The 22,209-nt window shown below is 39.9% G+C and carries 15 protein-coding genes; 10 read left to right on the top strand and 5 right to left on the bottom strand.

Annotated elements, in window-relative coordinates; genetic code table 11:
• Positions 1–267 precede the first annotated feature (267 nt).
• The 5 genes from acnA (at position 268) to JOD18_RS08390 (ending at position 6,749) form a co-directional block, all read left to right on the top strand.
• The gene (acnA, locus tag JOD18_RS08370; RefSeq protein WP_204668496.1) at positions 268–2,970 is read left to right on the top strand and encodes an aconitate hydratase AcnA; all 2,703 of its coding nucleotides are present in this window, start codon (positions 268–270) and stop codon (positions 2,968–2,970) included.
• A 170-nt stretch (positions 2,971–3,140) separates the two neighbouring features.
• On the top strand, positions 3,141–3,737 hold the full coding sequence (locus JOD18_RS24220) for a redoxin domain-containing protein (RefSeq protein WP_204668497.1): 597 nt from the start codon (positions 3,141–3,143) through the stop codon (positions 3,735–3,737).
• Positions 3,738–3,754: 17 nt separating this feature from the next.
• Positions 3,755–6,022 carry an AAA family ATPase gene (locus tag JOD18_RS08380; RefSeq protein ID WP_204668498.1) on the top strand — a complete coding sequence of 756 codons (2,268 nt, stop codon included), beginning with the start codon at positions 3,755–3,757 and terminating at the stop codon, positions 6,020–6,022.
• Complete coding sequence (locus JOD18_RS08385) at positions 6,022–6,450, top strand: acyl-CoA thioesterase (protein ID WP_204668499.1); 429 nt, start codon at positions 6,022–6,024, stop codon at positions 6,448–6,450. Before JOD18_RS08380 ends, JOD18_RS08385 begins: the two co-directional genes overlap by 1 nt.
• The gene (locus JOD18_RS08390) at positions 6,450–6,749 is read left to right on the top strand and encodes a hypothetical protein (protein ID WP_204668500.1); all 300 of its coding nucleotides are present in this window, start codon (positions 6,450–6,452) and stop codon (positions 6,747–6,749) included. The genes JOD18_RS08385 and JOD18_RS08390 overlap by 1 nt, the downstream gene beginning before the upstream one ends.
• 93 nt (positions 6,750–6,842) lie before the next feature.
• On the opposite strand, the gene yidD is transcribed toward JOD18_RS08390, so the two are convergent.
• The 3 genes from yidD to plsY all read right to left on the bottom strand — a co-directional run bounded on the left by yidD (position 6,843) and on the right by plsY (position 9,105).
• On the bottom strand, positions 6,843–7,067 hold the full coding sequence (gene yidD / locus JOD18_RS08395) for a membrane protein insertion efficiency factor YidD (RefSeq protein WP_204668501.1): 225 nt from the start codon (positions 7,065–7,067) through the stop codon (positions 6,843–6,845).
• 11 nt (positions 7,068–7,078) lie between these two features.
• The gene (gene folE2 / locus JOD18_RS08400; RefSeq protein WP_204668502.1) at positions 7,079–8,002 is read right to left on the bottom strand and encodes a GTP cyclohydrolase FolE2; all 924 of its coding nucleotides are present in this window, start codon (positions 8,000–8,002) and stop codon (positions 7,079–7,081) included.
• Positions 8,003–8,520: 518 nt separating this feature from the next.
• A complete protein-coding gene (gene plsY / locus JOD18_RS08405) occupies positions 8,521–9,105 on the bottom strand; it encodes a glycerol-3-phosphate 1-O-acyltransferase PlsY (protein WP_204668503.1) in 585 nt (194 codons plus the stop codon).
• Between the two features lie 721 nt (positions 9,106–9,826).
• On the opposite strand from plsY, the gene JOD18_RS08410 reads away from it, so the two are divergent.
• The 3 genes from JOD18_RS08410 (at position 9,827) to parC (ending at position 15,014) form a co-directional block, all read left to right on the top strand.
• Positions 9,827–10,240: a CoA-binding protein gene (locus JOD18_RS08410; protein ID WP_204668504.1), complete on the top strand. Its 414-nt coding sequence runs from the start codon at positions 9,827–9,829 to the stop codon at positions 10,238–10,240.
• Between the two features lie 36 nt (positions 10,241–10,276).
• Entirely contained in the window at positions 10,277–12,232 is a 1,956-nt protein-coding gene (gene parE, locus JOD18_RS08415; protein WP_204668505.1) for a DNA topoisomerase IV subunit B, read from the top strand.
• Positions 12,233–12,566: 334 nt separating this feature from the next.
• Entirely contained in the window at positions 12,567–15,014 is a 2,448-nt protein-coding gene (gene parC / locus JOD18_RS08420) for a DNA topoisomerase IV subunit A (protein ID WP_204668506.1), read from the top strand.
• A 264-nt stretch (positions 15,015–15,278) separates the two neighbouring features.
• Here the strand turns inward: parC and JOD18_RS08425 are convergent, their stop codons facing one another.
• Entirely contained in the window at positions 15,279–16,073 is a 795-nt protein-coding gene (locus JOD18_RS08425; protein ID WP_239588001.1) for an SDR family oxidoreductase, read from the bottom strand.
• Positions 16,074–16,349: 276 nt separating this feature from the next.
• Between JOD18_RS08425 and JOD18_RS08430 the strand changes: the two genes are divergently transcribed.
• Positions 16,350–17,234: a fructose bisphosphate aldolase gene (locus JOD18_RS08430; RefSeq protein WP_204668507.1), complete on the top strand. Its 885-nt coding sequence runs from the start codon at positions 16,350–16,352 to the stop codon at positions 17,232–17,234.
• A gap of 280 nt (positions 17,235–17,514) precedes the next feature.
• Entirely contained in the window at positions 17,515–21,117 is a 3,603-nt protein-coding gene (locus JOD18_RS08435) for a dynamin family protein (protein WP_204668508.1), read from the top strand.
• Between the two features lie 262 nt (positions 21,118–21,379).
• On the opposite strand, the gene hisJ is transcribed toward JOD18_RS08435, so the two are convergent.
• The gene (gene hisJ, locus JOD18_RS08440) at positions 21,380–22,192 is read right to left on the bottom strand and encodes a histidinol-phosphatase HisJ (RefSeq protein WP_338029509.1); all 813 of its coding nucleotides are present in this window, start codon (positions 22,190–22,192) and stop codon (positions 21,380–21,382) included.
• Between the last annotated feature and the right edge of the window lie 17 nt (positions 22,193–22,209).

A 22,209-nucleotide genomic window follows, 5' to 3' on the forward strand; every position in this document is an offset into this window, starting at 1 on the left:
TTCTATCCTGTAAAAAAAAGAGCGGTTTGTTTGACTAAAAATTAAATGGGAATATGGCTTTGACCTTTTACTAGATTATTGAACATGACTGATAACATCTTTTTGCTAATTTTGCAGAATAAATTCGAATTTTTGGGCTGAATCAATTTACTTATAAACCGATTTCAGCTAAAATAATAGGGTATGGACTATATTCTAATATAGTAGTTTAGCAGAACGAGTGATCCATTTTTCGCTCCAATCTTTGTCAAGGGGGTAACTGATTGAATGAGTAATCAGAATGCATTTCAAGCAAAAAAGCAATTTGAACTGAACGGCAAAACGTACAACTACTACCAATTAAAAGCTTTAGAAGAAGCGGGGATTGGTAACATTGACCGTCTGCCATTTTCTATTCGAGTATTGTTAGAATCACTAATTCGTCAATACGATGGTCGTGTTATCAATGATGTACATGTTAAAAGTTTAGCCAACTGGGGGAAAGGCAAAGGAGAAGATGTTCCATTTAAACCTTCTCGAGTTATTCTTCAAGATTTTACAGGGGTGCCGGCAGTTGTCGATCTTGCCTCTCTGCGTAAGGCAATGGTAGACATGGGAGGCTCTCCAGAAAGTATCAATCCAGAAGTACCAGTGGATCTAGTTATTGATCACTCTGTACAGGTGGATGAGTACGGTACTGCCAATGCACTGCAAGCTAATATGGAACTTGAATTTGAGCGTAATGCAGAGCGTTACGAGTTTTTAAACTGGGCACAAAAAGCATTTGATAACTATCGTGCTGTACCGCCAGCAACAGGTATTGTACACCAAGTGAACCTGGAGTATCTTGCTAACGTGGTTCATGCAGTGGAAAATAGTGAAGGTGAAATAGAAGCATTTCCAGATACATTAGTAGGAACCGATTCCCACACTACTATGATCAATGGTATTGGAGTACTAGGCTGGGGTGTTGGTGGTATTGAGGCGGAAGCAGGTATGCTTGGTCAGCCATCTTATTTCCCTGCACCAGAAGTAATTGGTGTGAAGTTCACTGGTAGTTTTCCAAATGGAACGACTGCTACTGATTTAGCACTTAAAGTAACACAAGTGCTTCGCGAGAAAAAGGTAGTAGGTAAATTTGTAGAATTCTTTGGCCCGGGATTGAAAGATATGCCATTAGCCGACCGAGCTACTATCTCTAATATGGCTCCTGAATATGGCGCTACTTGTGGTTTCTTCCCAGTTGATGAAGAGGCATTAAATTATCTTCGTTTAACTGGACGCAGTGAAGAACAGATTGCATTAGTAGAGAAATATTGCAAAGAGAACAATCTATGGTACTCAGATGACCAGCCAGATGCAGAATTTACCGATTTAGTAGAAATTGATTTGTCTGAATTAGAGCCAAACTTATCTGGTCCTAAGCGTCCTCAGGATTTAATTCCTTTATCAAAAATGAAAGAATCGTTTAATGAGGCGATTACAGCACCAGCTGGTAACCAAGGATTTGGTTTAGACAAAGCTGAATTTAATAAAGAAGTAGAAATCAAGCATCCAAATGGTAAGAAGTCTGTTATGAAGACTGGTGCCGTTGCTATCGCTGCTATTACTTCATGTACCAACACATCCAATCCATATGTTATGCTTGGAGCTGGATTGTTAGCGAAAAAAGCCGTAGAAAAAGGTTTAACTGTGCCTTCTTACGTGAAAACTTCTCTGGCACCAGGTTCAAAGGTAGTAACAGGTTATCTAGCAGATGCAGGATTAACACCATATCTGGATCAATTAGGCTTTAACCTAGTTGGATATGGTTGTACAACATGTATTGGTAACTCAGGTCCTTTACGTGAAGAAATCGAACAAGCTATTGCTGATAATGACCTTACTGTTGCCTCTGTCTTGTCTGGTAACCGTAACTTTGAAGGCCGTATTCACCCGCTGGTAAAAGCTAACTACTTAGCTTCACCGCCATTAGTAGTTGCTTATGCTCTTGCAGGAACTGTGGATATTGACTTGCAGAAAGAACCAATTGGTCAAGATGCAGATGGTAACGATGTATTTTTTAACGATATTTGGCCATCTATGGATGAAGTGCGTGCTGAAGTAGAGAAGGTTGTAACACCTGAAATCTTCCGCAGAGAATACGAAGATGTATTCAGCTCTAACGAAAAATGGAATGAAATTGAAACGACAGATGAACCACTTTATTCTTGGAATAGTGATTCAACTTATATTCAAAACCCTCCATTCTTTGAAGGTCTTTCTAAAGATTATGGTCAAGTGGAGACACTGTCTGGCTTGCGTGCCATCGGTAAATTTGGCGATTCTGTAACAACAGATCATATTTCTCCAGCCGGAGCAATTGCCAAAGACATGCCAGCAGGCCGTTATTTACAAGATAAAGGCGTATCTCCACGTAACTTTAACTCCTATGGTTCTCGTCGTGGTAACCATGAGGTTATGATGCGTGGTACATTTGCTAATATTCGTATCAAAAACCAATTAGCACCGGGGACAGAAGGTGGTTATACAACTTACTGGCCGACAGGTGATGTAATGCCTATCTATGATGCAGCTATGAAGTACCAACAAGATAACACAGGTCTTGTTGTATTAGCTGGTAATGACTATGGGATGGGAAGCTCTCGTGACTGGGCAGCGAAAGGTACTAACCTATTGGGAATCAAGACTGTTATTGCTCAAAGTTTTGAGCGTATCCACCGTTCAAACCTTGTGATGATGGGTGTACTTCCTCTTCAGTTCCAAGAAGGAGACGGTGCAGATTCTTTAGGATTGACAGGTAAAGAGACATTTGAGGTTCAGATTGATGAATCTGTAAAACCACGTGATATCGTAAAAGTAGTTGCCACAGATGAGGCTGGTAAAACAACTGAATTTGAGGTAATTGCCCGCTTCGATAGTGAAGTGGAAGTAGACTACTACCGTCATGGTGGTATCCTGCAAATGGTGTTACGTAATAAGTTAGCGTAATATTCTTTTAGAAAGAGGTAGCCTTTATAAAGGGCTGTCTCTTTTTTTTTTGCATTCCTATTTACCATATTTATTTTATGTAAACTAATTGGTGTTGATTGTTAGACGCTTGTTATCAAATTCGTTATAATAAAAGGTGTTATCATGACTTTGTATAGTAGGTGAATCATGTGTGGAAAAATATACTTTCAATTGGACTTCTTGTCAGTCTTGTCGTACTAGTTATTCTTGTGAATGCCACTGATATTTTTACTGATGAGAAAGAGCCAAATATTATTGATGTTACTGGTGACACGTCTGCGAAAGGTGTCACTATCACAGCGCCGAATGTCTCGCAATTACAAGAGGGTGATAAAGCACCGGCTTTTTCATTAGATAATTTATCTGGAGACACGGTGGAGGTTTTTGATCAGGAGCAGGAGTATTTGTTGGTGAATTTTTGGGCGACTTGGTGCCCGCCTTGTGTAGAGGAGATGCCAGATTTACAAACATTGCAGGACAACCATGAGGAAGAGATCAAGGTAATTGGCATCAATACAGAAAACTCACTGCAAAAAGCAAAAACATTTGTTGAGGAAGCACAGCTTGATTTTACAATCCTGTTAGATGAGGATAATCAAGTGTACGATGCCTTTAAAGTGATTAATATGCCGACTTCATTTATTATTCGGATCGAGGATCAAACCATTATGAAACGAATCAATGGGGCCTTGTCTTATGAACAAATGGAAGAACAACTGTTAGAAGTGAAAGAAGACAGTCTTTAGAAAAGAGGGGGATGTTTATGTCAACAAACAAATGGAAGGACATTGAAGTCAAATTGAATAACTGGAACTCACTAGATGACATTCCACCTTTTGCTGAAATTGAGATTTTACGGTTGTTGGATGAAATGGAACAGGCTGACCTGTCAGAAGAGGCGAAAGCATTACTATATTGCATGTTAATCCTCTATCGTTTAAAGCGTAATGTTACGGATGATCATTTACAAAAAGAATTAGAGGCTGTCAAACAGCGGAGTAATCATCCTATGATCACAGAGGTACAGTCTTTAAATCATTATTTATCGACATATAATGAACTGGCTGCTATGGATTTAAATCAGTATCAACTGCGCGAGACCGATTTTAATCCAGTCAAATTGAAAAAAGTAAAAGCTTTGCTGCAAGAAATGAATCGCCTTCAACAATGGAAGCTGAAGCAGCAAGTGGCGGTTTCCAACATCAGAAAAGCGTACAATCAATTGTTCTCACAAATAGAAATCATTGAAGAAATAGCAGAAGATATGGCTTTTGCTTTGGAACAAAGGAAATCGATCAAAGAGATACAACTGTATAATGAGGCGATTGACCGGCTGAATCATTTTCTGCATTTGTTTTATGATGCTTTGCCTGACTTTATCAAAGAGAAAGTAACTAATGATCCTTTAGAAGAGTTAAATCAGATGATTGGTTTAGGTGAGGTAAAACAGTATATTAACCAGTACTATCACTATTTGCGGTATCAGCAGAAGCGTAAAGAAGCAGGTTTTCAAATGAGTGATGAGCAGGGGCTGAATATGGTGATTACAGGAAATCCTGGGACTGGAAAAACCACAATTGCCCGCTTATTGGCCACTATTTATCATCGTTTAGGGATTTTAAAATCAGATCAGGTAATTGAAGTCAATCGATCACAGCTTGTTGGCTCTTTTATGGGACAGAGTGAAGAAAATACATTAAATTATGTAAAAAAAGCACTGGGAGGTGTACTTTTTATTGATGAGGCCTACAATCTGAAACGAGAAGATCAAACAGGTAATGACTATGGACAAGCCGTGATTGATACACTGGTATCGAGTATGACCAGTAAAGAATACGCAAACCAATTTGTTGTTTTCTTGGCTGGTTATCCAGAAGAGATGGAACATTTTCTTTGGGCTAATCAGGGGCTGAGAAGTCGTTTTCCAGAAGGTAATGTGATTAAATTGCCTGATTTCAATGATCACCAGCTATTGCAAATCGCTGAAGAAACGGCTTTGCAAAATGATTATTTCTTCACTGAAAAGGCTAAAAACCGCTTTCTATCCCTTATTGAAAAAGCGCGGGTAGATGATTCCTTTGGTAATGCCCGTACGGTAAGGGACTTAGTACTTCGTGTAATTTTCCATATTGGATCCAAGCAGAATAAGCCATTTGACAGTCATTGGATTGAACATATGAAGATAACCGAGGAAGTTATTGCTTCTTTAGATGATCAACAGGGCGCCGCAGACCCAATGAAGGAATTAGAGCAATTGATCGGTTTGAAACATGTGAAGGAAGAAGTAAAGAAGCTGTCTTCTTTTGTGCAGATCCAACAGAAACGGAAGGCGTTAAACTTACCGATGGTACCGATTCAGCTTCATTCGGTATTTTCAGGTAACCCAGGAACTGGGAAAACAACTGTTGCCAAATTGTTTGCCCAAATTTTGAAGCAATGTGGATTGCTCAAACGGGGGCACCTTGTTATTGCCTCCCGAAGTGACCTTGTTGCAGGATATGTAGGACAAACTGCGATGAAAACAAAGAATAAGATTCGTGAGGCCTTGGGTGGCGTACTCTTTATTGATGAGGCATATGCCTTATATCGAGGAGAGAAGGATTTCGGAAAAGAAGCCATAGATACATTAGTCGATGAAATGACGAAACATAACGAGAATTTAGTCGTTATTCTAGCCGGCTACAAAGAGGAAATGGAACGATTTATCACTAGTAATCCTGGCTTAGAATCACGTTTTAAAAAATATTTTCATTTTGAAGATTATTCTGAAGAAGAACTACTAGAGATGGTTCAATATCATGTCAATGCTTATCAATATAAACTAGAAAAAGATGTAGAGCCATTCTTAACTGACCATTTTTCGGGTATTTCAGTGTCTGGAAACGGTCGCTTTATTGTTAATTTAATTAATGAAGCTATCCAGTATCAGGCTTTACGACTAGAAATGGATACAGAGGATCGCGAGCCGTTGGAATGGTTGAACAAGAAGGATTTCGAACTAGCGTTTCAATCTATTAGGGGGACAAAGTAATGCATAAAGTAAGAACACCTATCAAAGTAAGATACCAAGAAACAGATCAAATGGGCGTAGTCTATCATGCCAACTACCTTATCTGGTTTGAGATTGGCAGGACTGCCTTTGTAGAAAGTTTGGGGTTTCAATACCATGAAATGGAGGCAGAGGGTGTTGTATCGCCAGTAGTAAATGCTAATATCCAATTTAAACATCCTATTCGTTATGGAGAAGATGCTTTTGTCGAAACGTGGGTAGATTCTTACAATGGAATTCGCACGACATACGGTTATCAAGTGATCGACCAAGCTGGGGAAATAGCTGTTACAGGTACAACTCAACATGTAATTGTCAGAAAGGACAATTTCCGTCCGCTATCCTTAAAGAAGCATTTTCCGGAGTGGGATCAAGCATATAAACAAGCATTAGAAGGACAAGAACAATAATGGCATTTGGCATTGATCGATATACATTAGCGCAGTGGAAAAGAGACGTTAATCAAGGAGAAATCGCATTTTTAACGCATTATTGGCTGGATGACCGCTTTCCGAATTGTAAGACTGTTACCAAAGTTGGCTGCAGTAATTATGACAAGCTGGTGGCATGGGGGAAAAATTATGGTTTACAAGAGGAGTGGATTCATTTAGATCCGAGATTTCCACACTTTGATTTATTTGGGGATACTCAAAAAGAAATACTGAGGCAGGAAAGACAATGGGAACACATTGATAAATTTCATTTATAAGGTTGTTCAAACCTTTGAACTTGCACTTGTAAGCATAAAAAATCGAGACTATCAGATAAGTCTCGATTTTTATCTTATAACATTTAAAAATGGTTAGTCCTGTTTCTTCTCAGGCACCGGATCATAACCACCTGGATGAAATGGGTGGCACTTTAAGATCCTTTTGATGGTTAAATAACTTGCTTTCACCACATTGAAACGCTGGAAGCATTCCAGACCATAGTTGGAACAGCTTGGATGGAAACGGCAGCTTGGCGGAAACATTGGACTAATGAAACGCTGATAGAAACGAATAATGCCGATCATTAATTGTTTCAAGCTGTTCACCTCTAGTAGTGAAGTGCTTTATCATAGCTGATTGAAGCTATGGCATCGTGTAAATGGATAGATTCTTCATTGCGGCATTGCACCGTAAATTTCTCAACAAAAGACATTTCATATAAATCGGAGGCAACTAATCGTACGATATCTTCAACAAATCGTGGATTTTCATAGGCCTGCTCTGTTACCATTTTTTCGTCCGGGCGTTTTAATACCGGATGAATACGAGCACTGGCATTGCTTTCTGCAGCTTCTAATAAGGCATATTTCCAATCGACTTCCTCTTCATCATAATCTGGAGCAAGTGTTACTTCCATTTTCACATTTCCTCGTTGATTATGAGCGCTGTATTCACTGATTTCTTTGGAACAAGGGCAGAGGGTAGTAATTTTACCTTCCAATGATACCGTGATATGATAACCGGCTGTTTTATCATATAGAATAGTAAGCTCTGCATCGGCATGGTTCAATCCGGCCATATCAGAGGCAGGTCCTTTCCGTTCAAAGAACCAAGGGAAAGCTACTGTCAGTTGGTTATCATTTTGCTCTAGGCGCTCGGCCATCTCTTTGGTGAACCGTTTTAAATTTGCAATAGATATATCGAATGGTCTGCCATTACTATACGCCTGCATTAATTCAGTGAAACGGCTCATATTTGTTCCTTTATGATCCTTCTGAATAGAAGAAGTTAATGTGAAATTACCAATCGTTGTTTGATTAGTTGGTTCTATACTGCTCACTACTTGGATAGGATGCTTCACATTGGAAATCCCTACTTGATCTATGGCAAAAAGAAAATCTTTTTTTGTGTTCTGTAAATCGCTCATCTTGTCTTTTTCTGTTGGTTTTGTTTTTTCACCTGGCGCCACTGAGCCAAATAACTTGTGACGCTCATGCTTATCGGGCAATGGTTTAGTTATTAATTCTCGCATGAATTTGACTCCTTTCGTCTCCACTATTTCAAAGTATACCCAAACTTTTTACAATATTCAATGTATTAAGCTTATTCAAATTGGTTTTAACCGACTTCTTTGATTTACCTATCACTTTTTTTCTGTTGATTTGTTACAATAATAAGGATATAAGCTGATCAGCAACTAAAATCCTGCAGGGGCTATCCGTTTTATCTGAGCGGATTTGGCAAATGTCAGACGCGAATTTTCTGTACCTTAGCGCTAACATCTGTAAGTTTTTCTATCTAATGTTTTGCAACTTCAAAAAATAAAGTAGTCCTCTCTTGATGATGACATGTTACCATTGGATCGAGCGTGCCTAGAAAGCGCCTCCCAACTCATGTACTAACTCTGAACAAGAATAAAAGGAGACAATGAAGTATGCCTCCTTTTCATTATGCTTGCCATCTAGCTTCCAAAAAATCAGCAGGCTCTAGCTGCAAAGCCATCCCAAGGAATGAAAAACTCTTACGGATTGGAAGTCTCATCTTATTGGGTTACATCCAAGTGATTTTTGGTTCTGTTTTATCAATAATTCGCTTGATGTTCGCTTTATGGCGATAAATAACGACCACTGTTAACAGGGCCGTCACGATCAGTAAGGGATAATCTTGTTGAACAGCAGTTACAATAATGGTAATAATTCCAGTTAACATTGAAGATAAAGAAACATACTTGGTTAGATATAAAATGACTAGAAAACTTGCGATCATGATGACAAACACCAAGGGATTGACACCAAGGATAACCCCGGCAGAAGTGGCAACGGCTTTACCACCCTTAAATTTTGCAAAGACAGGGAACATATGCCCAATAACGGCAACTACACCAACTAATAACGGATAGACTTCTGTTGCCTGAAAGATAACGGGCAAGGTGGCTGCTAGAGTTCCTTTAAGGATATCGATCACAGTAACGGCTATCCCCGCTTTGATACCGAGTACGCGAAAAGTATTAGTAGCACCTAAATTTCCGCTGCCATGTTCTCTAATATCCTTTTGATAACCGACCTTGCCAATAATCAAGCCGGTAGGTATGGAACCAAGCAAATAAGCCAAAATGATAAAAATAATATACTCCATCTCTAAACTCCTTAATTCATGGTATCATTGATTTCTTTATTTTAGCATGTAATCTTGAAAATTACTATAACTCTTTGATGGAGCAAGGTTTGAGCAGCTATTTTTCAGAACCAGCCGAAAAAGCAGCCTAAACTTTTAGTGAATGATTCGCTAAATACATTTATTCTTATGGAAAACGGTATTGGTTGAGTAATTATTTTGATATACTTTATGTAAACAAGACCACTTTTTTTATTTATCAAGTCAATCAAGAGGTTTCATCATTACTTATTTCTTCAGTCATACAGTCGCTAATCTGTCTGGCTAGCAATTCTACATTTTCACTCTCTAGTAAGAACTCCTATTCTATTATAGAAAGTAAAATAAACTTATCTTTCAGCGGGCTTTTGGCTAATGAAATATAACGCGAACAGGCTTATAGAAAGCAATTGATAAATCTCCACTTAAATATTTCCCGTCCTTTTATTTCAAAGGGTCATTTTCCATTTTTAAGTCAAGATGTTGATATATCAAGGCTTGCATTGTTGGGATTCCACGGTTATCATTGGTCATGTATATAAGCATATAATCTCAATTGAATACTCTGGTTAGCGATTTTTTGTGATATCATCAATAGAGTGGATAGGCAATTGTCGGCCACCTCAATGAAAAAGTCACAAATAGTTTACTTGCGTTAACTGCTAATAGTATGATTTAATCAATAAAAATGAGGTGTCGAATAATGAACAGGGATAATCAACAACAATTAATGATCGAAATGCTGCAAGATACAAAAACCATTGCAGTGGTTGGACTTTCTGATAAGCCTTATCGAACCTCTTATCAGATCGCTCAGGCGATGCAAACAGCAGGTTATCGTATTATTCCAGTTAATCCCCATGTGCAAGAAGTATTGGGGGAGAAGGCATATGATAAAGTCACAGATATTGATATTCCATTTGAAATGATTAATATTTTTCGGAGATCGGTATTTTTACCTGCTTTAGCAGAAGAACTGATCCAAACAGAGGCACGCTATATTTGGATGCAGCAAGGTGTTCAAGATCAGCAAGTATATCAATACCTGACAGAGAATGGAAAACAAGTGATTATGAATCAATGTATTAAAGTAGCACATGCCGTATTATTAAGGTAGGACGGTTTAGCAGTAAAGAAAGAGAGGAACTATTGTATGAGCAAAAACAATGCAGTATATGGTGATGAATCGATTCAAGTATTAGAGGGTTTAGAAGCGGTGCGGAAACGTCCGGGTATGTATATTGGAAGTACCGATGCTCGTGGTCTACACCATCTGGTATTTGAGATCTTAGATAACTCAGTAGACGAAGCCTTATCAGGTTTTGGCGAGAAGATATCTGTCATGATTCATCCCGATCAAAGTGTCACGGTTACAGATAATGGCCGCGGCATGCCAACTGGTATGCATCAAACAGGCAGACCGACTCCAGAGGTTATTCTAACGGTATTGCATGCAGGGGGAAAATTTGGTCAGGGTGGTTATAAAACGAGCGGTGGTCTTCATGGAGTAGGTGCCTCCGTAGTGAACGCCTTGTCTGAGTGGTTAGAAGTAACGATCTATCGAGACGGCTATACTTTCTACCAACGCTTCGAGGATGGCGGTAAACCGGTTACCACATTGGAGAAAAAAGGAAAGACAAGAAAACGTGGAACAACGATTACGTTTAAACCAGATCGAACCGTTTTTTCAACCGACACCTTTCAATTTGATATTTTGGCTGAACGTCTGCGTGAGGCGGCTTTCTTGTTAAAAGGAGTTACCATTGAGTTGACCGATGAACGGTCGGAAAAGATTACCGAAACTTACCATTATCCACATGGATTAGAGCAGTTTGTCGCCTACTTAAATGAAGAGAAGGATGTGCTTCATGATGTCGTTTCCTTTGAAGGGAATCAACAGGGCATGGAGCTTGATTTTGCTTTTCAATTTAATGATGGTTATGCGGAGAATATTCTTTCCTTTGTTAATAACGTACGGACAAAAGATGGCGGGACGCATGAATCAGGGGCCAAAACAGCTATCACGCGTGTGTTTAATGACTATGCCAGAAAGGTCAGCTTGTTGAAAGAAAAAGATAAGAACCTTGAAGGTAATGATATTCGTGAAGGTTTTACGGCTGTGATCTCGATTAAGATTCCAGAAGAGAAACTGCAGTTTGAAGGACAGACCAAAGGTAAACTAGGAACTGCAGAAGCCCGCTCAGTTGTCGATGCGATTGTGGCTGAGAATTTGCTCTATTTCCTAGAAGAGAACCCTGACAGTGCGTCGATGCTGATTAAGAAAGCGATCCGTGCCAAAGACGCCCGAATGGCGGCCAGAAAGGCGCGTGAGGAAGCACGTTCAGGCAAAAAGAAACGTCGGAAGGAATCATTACTAAGCGGTAAATTAACCCCAGCTCAATCCCGGAATGCAGAGAAGAATGAACTGTACTTAGTCGAGGGTGATTCGGCGGGCGGTTCAGCCAAACAAGGAAGAGACCGTAAGTTTCAAGCCGTATTACCGCTTCGAGGCAAAGTAGTGAACACAGAAAAAGCCAAATTGGTTGATATTTTGAAAAATGAAGAGATTTCAACGATTATTCATACGATTGGTGCAGGAGTTGGTACTGACTTCGACATTGAAGACTGTCAATATCATAAAGTAGTCATTATGACGGATGCCGATACAGATGGGGCACACATTCAAGTTCTATTGTTGACATTCTTTTATCGTTATATGAGGCCTTTGATTGAAGCTGGTAAAGTATTTATTGCCTTGCCGCCATTGTATCAAGTATCAAAAGGCAAAGGGGCAAAAGCTCAAGTAGAATATTGTTGGACAGAAGATGAACTAGCTTCGGTTACCAAAAAGTTCAAAAACGGTTATCATTTACAGCGGTACAAAGGTCTCGGTGAAATGAATGCTGATCAGCTTTGGGAAACGACAATGAATCCTGAAACAAGGACATTGATTCGTGTCACGATTGATGATGTAGCAAGGGCAGAACGGCGTGTTACCACCTTAATGGGTGACAAGGTCGAGCCACGGCGTAAATGGATTGAATCCCATGTTCAGTTTGGTTTAGAAGATGATGAGAATATTATCGACAATCAGAACATTCAAGCATAAGAGGTTGTTCAAAAAGTCCAATAAAAATGACACAGCGAATTTCTGCGTTGGTGCTTTTCCGTTACTCACGTATGAAAAGCAAGTGGAACTTCTACTAAGATCGTCCACATTGTGTGGACAACGCAGAAGTCAACACATCCTGTGCAAGTCTGTTACTCAAAGCGGCGCCGCCTTGAACTTTCGACGCACACGATGTGCTAGTATCGGTGTTGCAACAAATGGTTTCGGTGGGGCGAGTAACCGCAGTCCCAGGACGTTGCGAACTTAACCGATGATGGTCCTTTTTACCGGGCTTTTTGAACAAGCACTATAAGTTGTTTTAGGAGGAATTTCGTTGGCAGTAGAAAAATACTTAGATCTCCCATTAGAAGATGTGATGGGAGATCGCTTTGGACGTTACAGTAAATATATTATTCAAGACCGAGCACTTCCTGACGTACGTGATGGCCTAAAGCCTGTACAGCGTCGAATTTTGTTTGCGATGCATGAGGAGAGGAATACACATGATAAGCCGTTTCGTAAGTCTGCCAAAACAGTTGGTACAGTAATTGGTAATTACCACCCGCATGGGGACTCTTCTGTTTATGAGGCAATGGTTCGGTTAAGTCAATCATGGAAGCTGCGCAATGTCTTGGTTGAAATGCATGGTAATAACGGGAGTGTCGATGGTGATCCGCCGGCAGCAATGCGTTACACAGAGGCAAGGCTGTCAGCCATTTCACAGGAATTACTTCGTGATATTGATAAAGAGACAGTGGATTATGTTCCTAACTTTGATGATACAGCAAATGAACCGGTTGTCTTACCAGCAAAAATCCCGAACCTGTTAGTCAATGGTTCTACCGGGATTTCTGCCGGTTATGCAACCGAGATTCCGCCGCATAATTTAGGAGAAGTGATTGATGCTATCATCACCTGTCTGGATAAACCTGGCGTTACGATTGAAGAATTATTAAAGATTATCACCGGTCCGGATTTTCCTACTGGGGGGATTATCCAAGGCTATGAAGGTCTAAAAAAGGCATACGAAACAGGTAGAGGAAAAATTGTCGTACGTGGCCGGGCGGTGATTGAATCAATCAAAGGAAATCGTGAGCAGATTGTGATAGATGAGATACCATACGAGGTTAATAAAGCAGCACTAGTAAAGCGGATGGACGAACTGCGGCTAGACCGTAAGGTGGAAGGAATTGCTGAGGTTCGTGATGAAACCGATCGTACTGGATTGCGTATTGTGATTGAACTGAAGAAGAATGCGGACAGCCAAGGCGTGTTAAACTATTTATATAAAAATACCGATCTGCAAATCACTTATAATTTTAATATGGTTGCGATTAAGGACCGTACACCGCAGTTACTGAATATTCGTCAAATGATTGATGCTTATATCGATCATCAGAAAGAAGTTATTACCAGACAGACACAATATGACTTGCGCAAAGCGGAAAAGCGAGCACATATTGTCGAAGGTTTGATAAAGGCTGTTTCTATTCTGGATGAATTAATTCAAACGATACGTGCCTCTCAGGATAAGCAAGATGCTAAGAAACGCATCATTGCTGCTTATCAATTTACCGAGGAACAAGCCGAAGCAATTGTGATGTTACAACTATATCGCTTAACCAATACCGACATCACTGCCTTGGAGGAAGAAGCAAGTCAATTGCAGCAGGCAATCAATAATTATCAAGCCATTTTGGCAGATGAAAAGAAATTGCTCTCATTTATGAAAAAAGACCTGCGACAAATGAAGAAAAAATATGCTGACGACCGCAAAACTAAGATAGAGGAAAAAATCGAAGAATTGAAAATTAATGTGGAAGTCACCGTTGCCAGTGAAGATGTGATTACGTCTGTCACAGAGCAAGGATATATTAAAAGAACAAGCATTCGTTCTTTTACGGCGTCCAGTCAAGAAGACTTTGTGATGAAGGATGATGATCATTTAATTTCACTGTTTGAATTAAATACAACCGATCATTTATTGTTGTTTACTAACAAAGGCCGCTATTTGCCAATACCTGTCCATCAGCTGCCTGATATTCGCTGGAAGGAGCTTGGCCAGCATATCTCCAATATTACCTCGGTGGAAAAAGACGAAAGAATCATGAAGGCCTTACCAGTCAGAGAGTTTCATGCGGAGAAATTCCTGCTCTTCTTTACTAAGAATGGCATGGTGAAGAAAAGTAAGATGGATTTATATGCATCACAGCGTTTTTCTAGGCCTTTAATTGCGTTAAATGTAAAAGAGGGCGACGAATTAATCAATGTCTATGAAACAGATGGTCATCAAGATCTGTTTGTAGCAACAAATAAAGGTTACGGCCTTTGGTATCATGAATCAGAAGTATCGACTGTTGGGCAGCGGGCAGCGGGCGTGAAGGCAATTCAATTAAAAGCAGATGAGCATGTGGTGAATGCTGTGATGCTGGATGAATGGAACGAAGATCGTCAGCTGTTTGCAGCCACTCAACGAGGCTCTTGTAAACGGATGTCATTAGATCGCTTTGAAAAGTCCTCTCGTGCCAAAAAAGGGTTAGTGATGTTGCGCGAACTGAAGGCCAAGCCCCATCGCCTGGTTGGTTTCGAACTGACAAGGGAAGAGGATCAATTTACATTAATCACAGCAAAGCAAGAGAACCATACAGTCAAGCCATTTACCTTGCCATTAAGTGATCGTTACAGCAATGGTTCGTATGTAGTGGACACCGATACAATCGGTGAAGTCACTAGGGTTAAACCTTATATGGAAGTGACCAAACCATTTCAAGATAAAGAATAATGACTAACAGACTGTCGCAAAATGTAAATATTGCATTTTGCGACAGTCTTTTTTCTCATAAGATCAGAAAGTATATAATTTTTCATGCATCCTTCTTATTCAAGAATAGCCATGTCCAGCTCCAAGCGCCAAACTTTAGAGATTTCACTTCACGCCCTGCGATAAGTCGACATCGACTCCTTCCGTCGTCGTGTTTCCTTTATCTCCGTTGTGACGCTCCAATCTCTACGTTTTTAAAAGGGCGCTTTGCGCTTTTCGTTCTCCTCATAATAGGGATTCTGCTCCGTCAATAAACATTTCTGTGCCTGTAATATGGCTGGCATGATCAGAAGCTAAAAAAGTAACAAGATTGGCTACTTGTTCAGGTGTGCCAGGTTTATGTTCAAGCGGTTTGTCGCCTTTTGGGTATTCAATCGGAATACGAATCTTATCTAGTTCAGGTGTTTTTTCAGTATTTTCTCCGATATTTGTTTCAATAGCCCCTGGACAAATAATATTTACTCGAATGCCGTATTGCGCCAGTTCTAGTGCAGCCATTTTCCCAAAAGCCATCTGAGCAGCCTTTGATGAACTGTATGCCGCCATCCCTAAGTTAGAAAAGACACGATTTCCATTGACTGAACTGGTAATAATAATGCTGCCACCCGTTTCTTTCATTAATGGAATAGCATATTTCACGGTATGAAATGTTCCCTTTAAGTTGGTTTGCATTGTTTTATCCCAGTCCTCTGAGGATAAATCTTCAATTGGAGCGAGCACGCCATTAATACCTGCATTAGCAAAGACAATATCTAACTTATTGTACCTGCTTTCCAGCTCTTTCATTGCTTCTTTTACTCGCTGGCCATCGGTGAGGTCAACATCTGCTACAACCGCTTCGCCACCAAGTCTTATTATTTCATCCTGAACCTTTGCTGTCTTTTCTTCTTTTAAGTCAACTAGAAAAAGTTTTGCACCGCCTCTGGCTAATGCCAAGGCAGCAGCTCGTCCTATCCCTGAACCTGCTCCAGTTACTAAGGCTGCCTTTCCATCGAACATATACTGATTGTTAGCTTTCATCTGCCATCCTCCTATTTTTTTCGAAGTAATTGTCTCGCTCGTCATCTCTTGCAATCGAAATATGCCATACGAGATGTGAACGCCCCGACAAGTCTAGTTTTATTATTTCTAGATGTAAATCTTTTATGAAATAACTTGATTATGGGATACCCTTTTTGTATATATTAAAACAAACGATTCGACATCAAACAGCAAATTTACCCCCAGCAATTAACTATGATACAATAGCTGTATGGTAAATAATGCTTATTACCAATAACCAAAGGAGTGGTAAACATGCTTGCAGATCAATTGGACAAGATGAAGTATGGAAAAGGCTTTATAGCAGCTTTGGATCAAAGTGGTGGCAGTACTCCAAAGGCACTGGCTGCATATGGGATTTCGGAAGAGGCTTATTCTAATGAGGAAGAGATGTTTGATTTAGTGCATCAAATGCGTACACGTATCATTACCTCTCCAGCATTCGATTCCGAATACATTTTGGGTGCCATTCTATTTGAACAGACAATGGACAGTAAGATTAAAGATATATATACAGCCGATTATTTGGCAAACGAAAAAGGAATTATTCCTTTTTTAAAAGTGGATAAAGGATTGGCAGAAGAAAACGATGGTGTCCAACTAATGAAACCGATTGATAACCTCAGCGAGATCTTGCAGCGTGCAAAAGCACGGCATATTTTTGGGACGAAAATGCGTTCTGTGATCAAGAAAGCCAATCCAGAAGCCATCCAACAGGTGGTAGAACAGCAATTTAGCATCGCCAAAGAGATTATTGCCGCAGGTTTAGTGCCAATTATTGAGCCTGAGGTAGATATACACAGTGAGGATAAAGAACGCTCTGAAGAGATATTGAAAGAGCAATTAAAAAAGCACTTGAACCAATTAGAACAAGATCAACTAGTCATGTTAAAATTATCGATTCCAACACAAGCCAATTTCTATTTAGAATTGACAGAACATCCAAATGTGGTGCGTGTGGTAGCATTATCTGGAGGATACAGCCGTGAAGAAGCAAATCATAAATTAAAAGAGAATGACGGGTTGATTGCCAGCTTTTCTAGGGCGTTAAGCCAAGATTTACGAGCAGATCAAACAGAAGAGGCCTTTGATAATGCACTAAAAGAAGCCGTTCAATCAATATATGAAGCCTCGATATAGTTGGAAGAGGAGCGATAGAAGCAGAAAACGGCGCATTTTCTTGTGTTGTACCAGCTTCGATCCTGAGGGAAAGTGCAACTTTTTTAAATCTCTGCAAAGAAGATGGTGCTCATTGATAGACAAGGTGTTGGGGAGCAGATCCATACATGGACTGGCTCCTTCTTCTTTTTGGAAAAATAATAAAGCGACAACATTCGTTTTATCCGAATAAAAACTATTAGCCATATCTTGAAAAAATCAGTATAATGGGGAAAAAGAATCATCGTCAAGGAGTTTTAGCATGCAAATAACGAAACAAGATATAGATCAAGAAAAGTTACGACTTGCGCAAATGTTCGACTTTTTTCAACAGCAGCAAGAAGATACATATAAAGAACAAATCTTAGATTATTTCGATAAATTACAAAACCAAATGCTCCATATTTGTTTCAGCGGGCATTTTTCGGCCGGTAAATCGACATTAATTAATCATTTAATGGAAGAAGCACTTTTGCCGCAGAGTCCAATCCCTACTAGTGCTAATATTGTAGAAATTAAACGTGGGGAAGAAGCGGTGATTATTCATTTTGCCGAGCGTCCAGCGGTAAAAATGGAAACCTTGCCGCCATTGGAGCAACTTCATCAATTATGCCGAGATGGGGATGAAATCAAGAAGGTAGAAATTTTTAAGGAATTGGCACAATTACCTCAAGGGGTTAGTTTTATGGATACCCCTGGGATTGATGCAGCTAATGACGCGGATCGGCTGATGACAGAGTCAGCTTTGCATAAAGTAGATGTCTTATTTTATATTATGGATTATAACCATGTCCAATCCGAAGTAAATGCCAAGTTTCTTAAGCAAATAGATGAAATGAACAAACCGTATTATGTCGTTATTAATCAAATGGATAAGCATGATGAAGAAGAAATCTCGTTTACTTCTTTTCAAGCAAGTATTGACAAGGTATTTCAGCAATGGCAGATTAAACCTGTCCAAATATTTTATACATCGATGCAACAAGGGGCAGCGATCAATCAGTTAGATGCACTGCGTAAAACCGTATTCCAGCTTATGACAGAGAATCATCAGCAGATCTTAGCAGAGACGATTAACCAAGGTGTGTCACATTCTGTCACGGATTTTATTAAAAACAGCAAGAAAGCGTTAACTGATCGTATAGAGATGTTAGACGAAGCCATCGCTGAAATTGCCCCTGCTGTGTCATCTCTGATTGAAATGGAACAGACTTATCAGGCTAAATTGCAGGAAAGGGAAGCGATCGAGACAGAATTTCTAGGTGAAGTGGAGAAAACGACCAAAAATGCCCAATTAGTACCCTTTGAAATCCGTGAGCGAGCCGAACAAGTACTGCAAGCTTATGATCCCAAATTCAAACTGGGGTTATTCCGCAATCAAAAGAAAATTCAAACCGAGAGGGAGCAACGATTAAGCACCTTTTACCAAGCCGTCAAGGAAAAAACAGAAACGAATTTGGAATGGAAGCTGCGTGATAAACTTTTAGATTTGGTAAAGCCTTATCTGGCTGCCGATTTCTCTGAAGCTATTTTCAGCTCACACATCCAGCCAGATGATTTGGTCAAGCAAATGAATGAAGGGGCAACGGTTAACGGAGAGTATCTGTTAGTTTATACAGAGAATGTAGCACAAATGATTAAGAAGGTGTACCGTCAGCATTATAAACAGAAATGGCACAGCTTAAAACCGGCTGTTTTAGAGCCAATTGAAGCAGAAATAGAACAGCTGCAGCAAGAAATAGAACAGCAGCGCCATTATCACATGCTGCGTGAAGAAAAGAATCAGGAAGAGCTAGCTTTTTCTAAGAAAAGAATGGAAGCAGAAGCGATTTTATCTACAGATTATCCGTATAATGAGTCATTAATGGAAGTGATCTTGGAATGGTTACGCGGTAAAGAAGTAACTGTTGTATCCAAGATAGAAGATTTACCAACTGCCAAACAAGCTGCTGATTTACCTGTTTCAGAAGCGGAACCAAAGGATTCGGAGGCAGTCAGCCTGTTCCGATATGATGAGGCTTTATCTGATGCCGAACAGGCGTTTTCGCTAATCGAGTCGATTCAAGGTTTAGAACAGCTGGCCGATGAACTGCAGAATAAGCAAGCACGTTTAAAGGATCGATCTTTTACGATTGCTTTGTTTGGGGCTTTTAGTGCTGGGAAGTCTTCCTTTGCAAATGCCTTGATTGGGGAGAAGGTATTACCGGTCTCACCAAATCCAACCACGGCAGCTATAAATAAGATCAGTCCAGTGCGTGCAGGTTATCAGCATAAAGATGTACATGTAGTGATTAAAGATGAACAGGAATTAACCGCTGATATTAATGAGATTACCAGACAGACTTTTGATCATATCAAAGAAGCCTATCGCTGGGTGAAAAAAACAAATCTGAAAAAATTGGCAATGGAGGATCAGCATAAATCATTCTTAACCGCCTTTTATCATGGCTTTGAGAAGATGGAAGATCGGATCGGTACAGAATATGTAATTGATTTCGACCAATTTCAGCAATATATCCGTGATGAGGAGATTGCGTGTTTTGTCAAGGAGATGGAGTTGTTCTATCAGTCAGATTTAACTGACAAACAGATTACCTTAGTTGATACACCTGGTGCAGATTCGGTCAACGCTAGGCATACAGATTTGGCATTTTCTTATATCAAGGATGCAGACGCCATTCTGTTTGTAACGTACTATAACCACCCTTTCTCTAAACCAGATCAGCAATTCTTAGAACGTCTTGGCAAGGTTAAGGATGCCTTTGAATTAGATAAGATGTTCTTTATTATCAATGCGATTGATTTAGCAAAAGACGTAACAGAGGCACAATTAGTCCAGGATTATATTCGTAAAGAGCTACAAACCTTTGATATTCAAAACCCGCGTATGTACGCTGTTTCCAGTAAACAAGCAACAGACAAGAAAACAGCAGCAACTGGATTGCCAATGTTTGAACAGGCCTTCTTTTCCTTTATAAAAGAAGAGTTATCACAAATGAGTATGCGATCCATTTATACCGATTTATCAAAGGCACTCGGTTTAGTATCTAATTGGCTGAGCATGATCGATGGCAATGAACATGAGAAAGCAAAAATGAAGGCCGAAAGTCAGCACAAACAAGAACAAATCCAAGCACAGCTTCACTCATCAGTGGATGATTTGTATATTGATACTGTGCAACAACAGCTCCATAAACAAGCCTTCTATGCGATTCAGCGTTTGTCGATTCAATACCAGGATGTTTTTAAAGATTTTGTCCATCCAGGTATGATTCAATCGCCAGGACGTAAAGGGAAAAAGGAATTAGAAGCAGCCATATTAGAAGTAGTTAAGGCCTTAAATACTAGGCTAACACATGAGTATGAAGCAATTACTATTCGTTTGGAGCAAGTCTTTAACCAAGCGGTGCAGCAATGGCGAAAAGATACTCAAGCGAAAGCAGCTAAAATAGATGATGCTTTTTCTTTTTCACAGCTTGATACGATCCATTTAACAGAACCAGTGATTGGCTTAAAAGACATCCGTTTGGATGAAAAATTGCTGGCTAAATGGGTGCAGGCATATAAAGATACTAAACTGTTTTTTGCTCATGATGGCAGAAAAGAAGTAGAAGAGGGGTCTGGTGAATATCTGCAGTTACAGTGGAAAGAGGCCGTGCAACGATTGGAGAAACAGCTGGGAGAATATTATAAAACACAATGGCAAACTCACTATCAAGAGCTAACCAATCAATTGGAGCAAGAAGTGGTTTCCTATTACCACCATCTAATCGCCGGTATGGAAGATCAGGCAGGCAATAAAGAGACATTGCAAACAGTAAGTCAGCAACTAACCGCTATTTTAGCGGGTAAAGAGAATCTTTAACCGTACTAGGCAACAATCGTTCGGGAAGCAGTTTGATGCATACGAGAAAAACTAAGAAGAGCATTTGATCCTTTACCTTTTAGCCAAGGTGGATATCCATTAAGAGCAAAACGGTCAGCCGCAGCAATTGCGTTGCTCTCTATACCTTCTACGGGGGTTATTTCTGAAATAGCTAATAATGGCTAGTATTGGATATACTTTCCTTTAAAAAGAACCTGGATTCCTTTGGAGTCCAGGTTCCTATCTCTGAGGCAGCAAGGGTTTAAGCAAAGAGTTGTTTAAGCTGATCAAATCCCCTTGCAATCGTTTCTGCTTGATGGCTGTCCGAACCAGGCTTTAATTCAATTCCCTTAGCAATTGCTTGGTGAACAATAGCAGGCGCTGGATAGATCTCTTGACAGTCTTCCTTATATAGACCAGCCGTATTCAAATCCAATGCCAGTTGCTCTTGCTTGATAAGATCCAGTAGGCGGCCAGTTACAGCTTCAAAATTATCCTTCATCGGAAAGGACTGCTGGAATTTATGGACAAGGGTGAGGTGGCCGATTCTAGTAGGTTTATAGGGTCCAAGATCCGCCACTATCGATTGTTTGACCGTTTGGTAATACTTTTCATAAACAGACTTTAAACTACCAAAAATATGAATAATGTGCTGAAATTCATCGCGGCTGTAATCCAGACAAACATACTGCTGGTCAGGTGTTTTTAACATATGTACAGATAAAATGGCGTCGTCTATGAAAGGACCGTATTGGTTCAAAAATGCTGTAACCTCCTGCTCAAAGCCTTCAATATAATCCAATTCAAAGCCTAGGTTAATCCTAATATCGGTTTTATATTGTGTTTTAACGGTTTCAATCACGTCTATATACGCCTCTAAATCCTGCCAGCTCATGGAACTATCTCGTTTAGGAGCCGGATCGGTAAAGTTTTTAGGCAATGGGGCGTGTTCAGTAAAACTGATTTCTGTTAAGCCTTTAGCAATGGCCTGTTCTATGTACTGTGATAGTGCATCATTTGATCCATGCGGGCAAAAAGGGGTATGGACATGATAATCTCCATATATGTTCATCATACGGCATCTCCTTTAGT

The sequence above is a fragment of the Gracilibacillus alcaliphilus genome, from assembly GCF_016909015.1.
GTDB classification, from domain to species: domain Bacteria; phylum Bacillota; class Bacilli; order Bacillales; family Amphibacillaceae; genus Gracilibacillus; species Gracilibacillus alcaliphilus.

Coding starts and splice junctions, on each gene's coding strand:
- acnA (WP_204668496.1), top strand. CDS start 268: ATGAGTAATCAGAATGCATTTCAAGCAAAAAAGCAATTTGAACTGAAC.
- folE2 (WP_204668502.1), bottom strand. CDS start 8,002: ATGCGAGAATTAATAACTAAACCATTGCCCGATAAGCATGAGCGTCAC.
- plsY (WP_204668503.1), bottom strand. CDS start 9,105: ATGGAGTATATTATTTTTATCATTTTGGCTTATTTGCTTGGTTCCATA.
- JOD18_RS08390 (WP_204668500.1), top strand. CDS start 6,450: ATGGCATTTGGCATTGATCGATATACATTAGCGCAGTGGAAAAGAGAC.
- JOD18_RS08380 (WP_204668498.1), top strand. CDS start 3,755: ATGTCAACAAACAAATGGAAGGACATTGAAGTCAAATTGAATAACTGG.
- JOD18_RS08425 (WP_239588001.1), bottom strand. CDS start 16,073: ATGAAAGCTAACAATCAGTATATGTTCGATGGAAAGGCAGCCTTAGTA.
- JOD18_RS08435 (WP_204668508.1), top strand. CDS start 17,515: ATGCAAATAACGAAACAAGATATAGATCAAGAAAAGTTACGACTTGCG.
- JOD18_RS08410 (WP_204668504.1), top strand. CDS start 9,827: ATGAACAGGGATAATCAACAACAATTAATGATCGAAATGCTGCAAGAT.
- JOD18_RS08430 (WP_204668507.1), top strand. CDS start 16,350: ATGCTTGCAGATCAATTGGACAAGATGAAGTATGGAAAAGGCTTTATA.
- parE (WP_204668505.1), top strand. CDS start 10,277: ATGAGCAAAAACAATGCAGTATATGGTGATGAATCGATTCAAGTATTA.
- hisJ (WP_338029509.1), bottom strand. CDS start 22,192: ATGATGAACATATATGGAGATTATCATGTCCATACCCCTTTTTGCCCG.
- JOD18_RS08385 (WP_204668499.1), top strand. CDS start 6,022: ATGCATAAAGTAAGAACACCTATCAAAGTAAGATACCAAGAAACAGAT.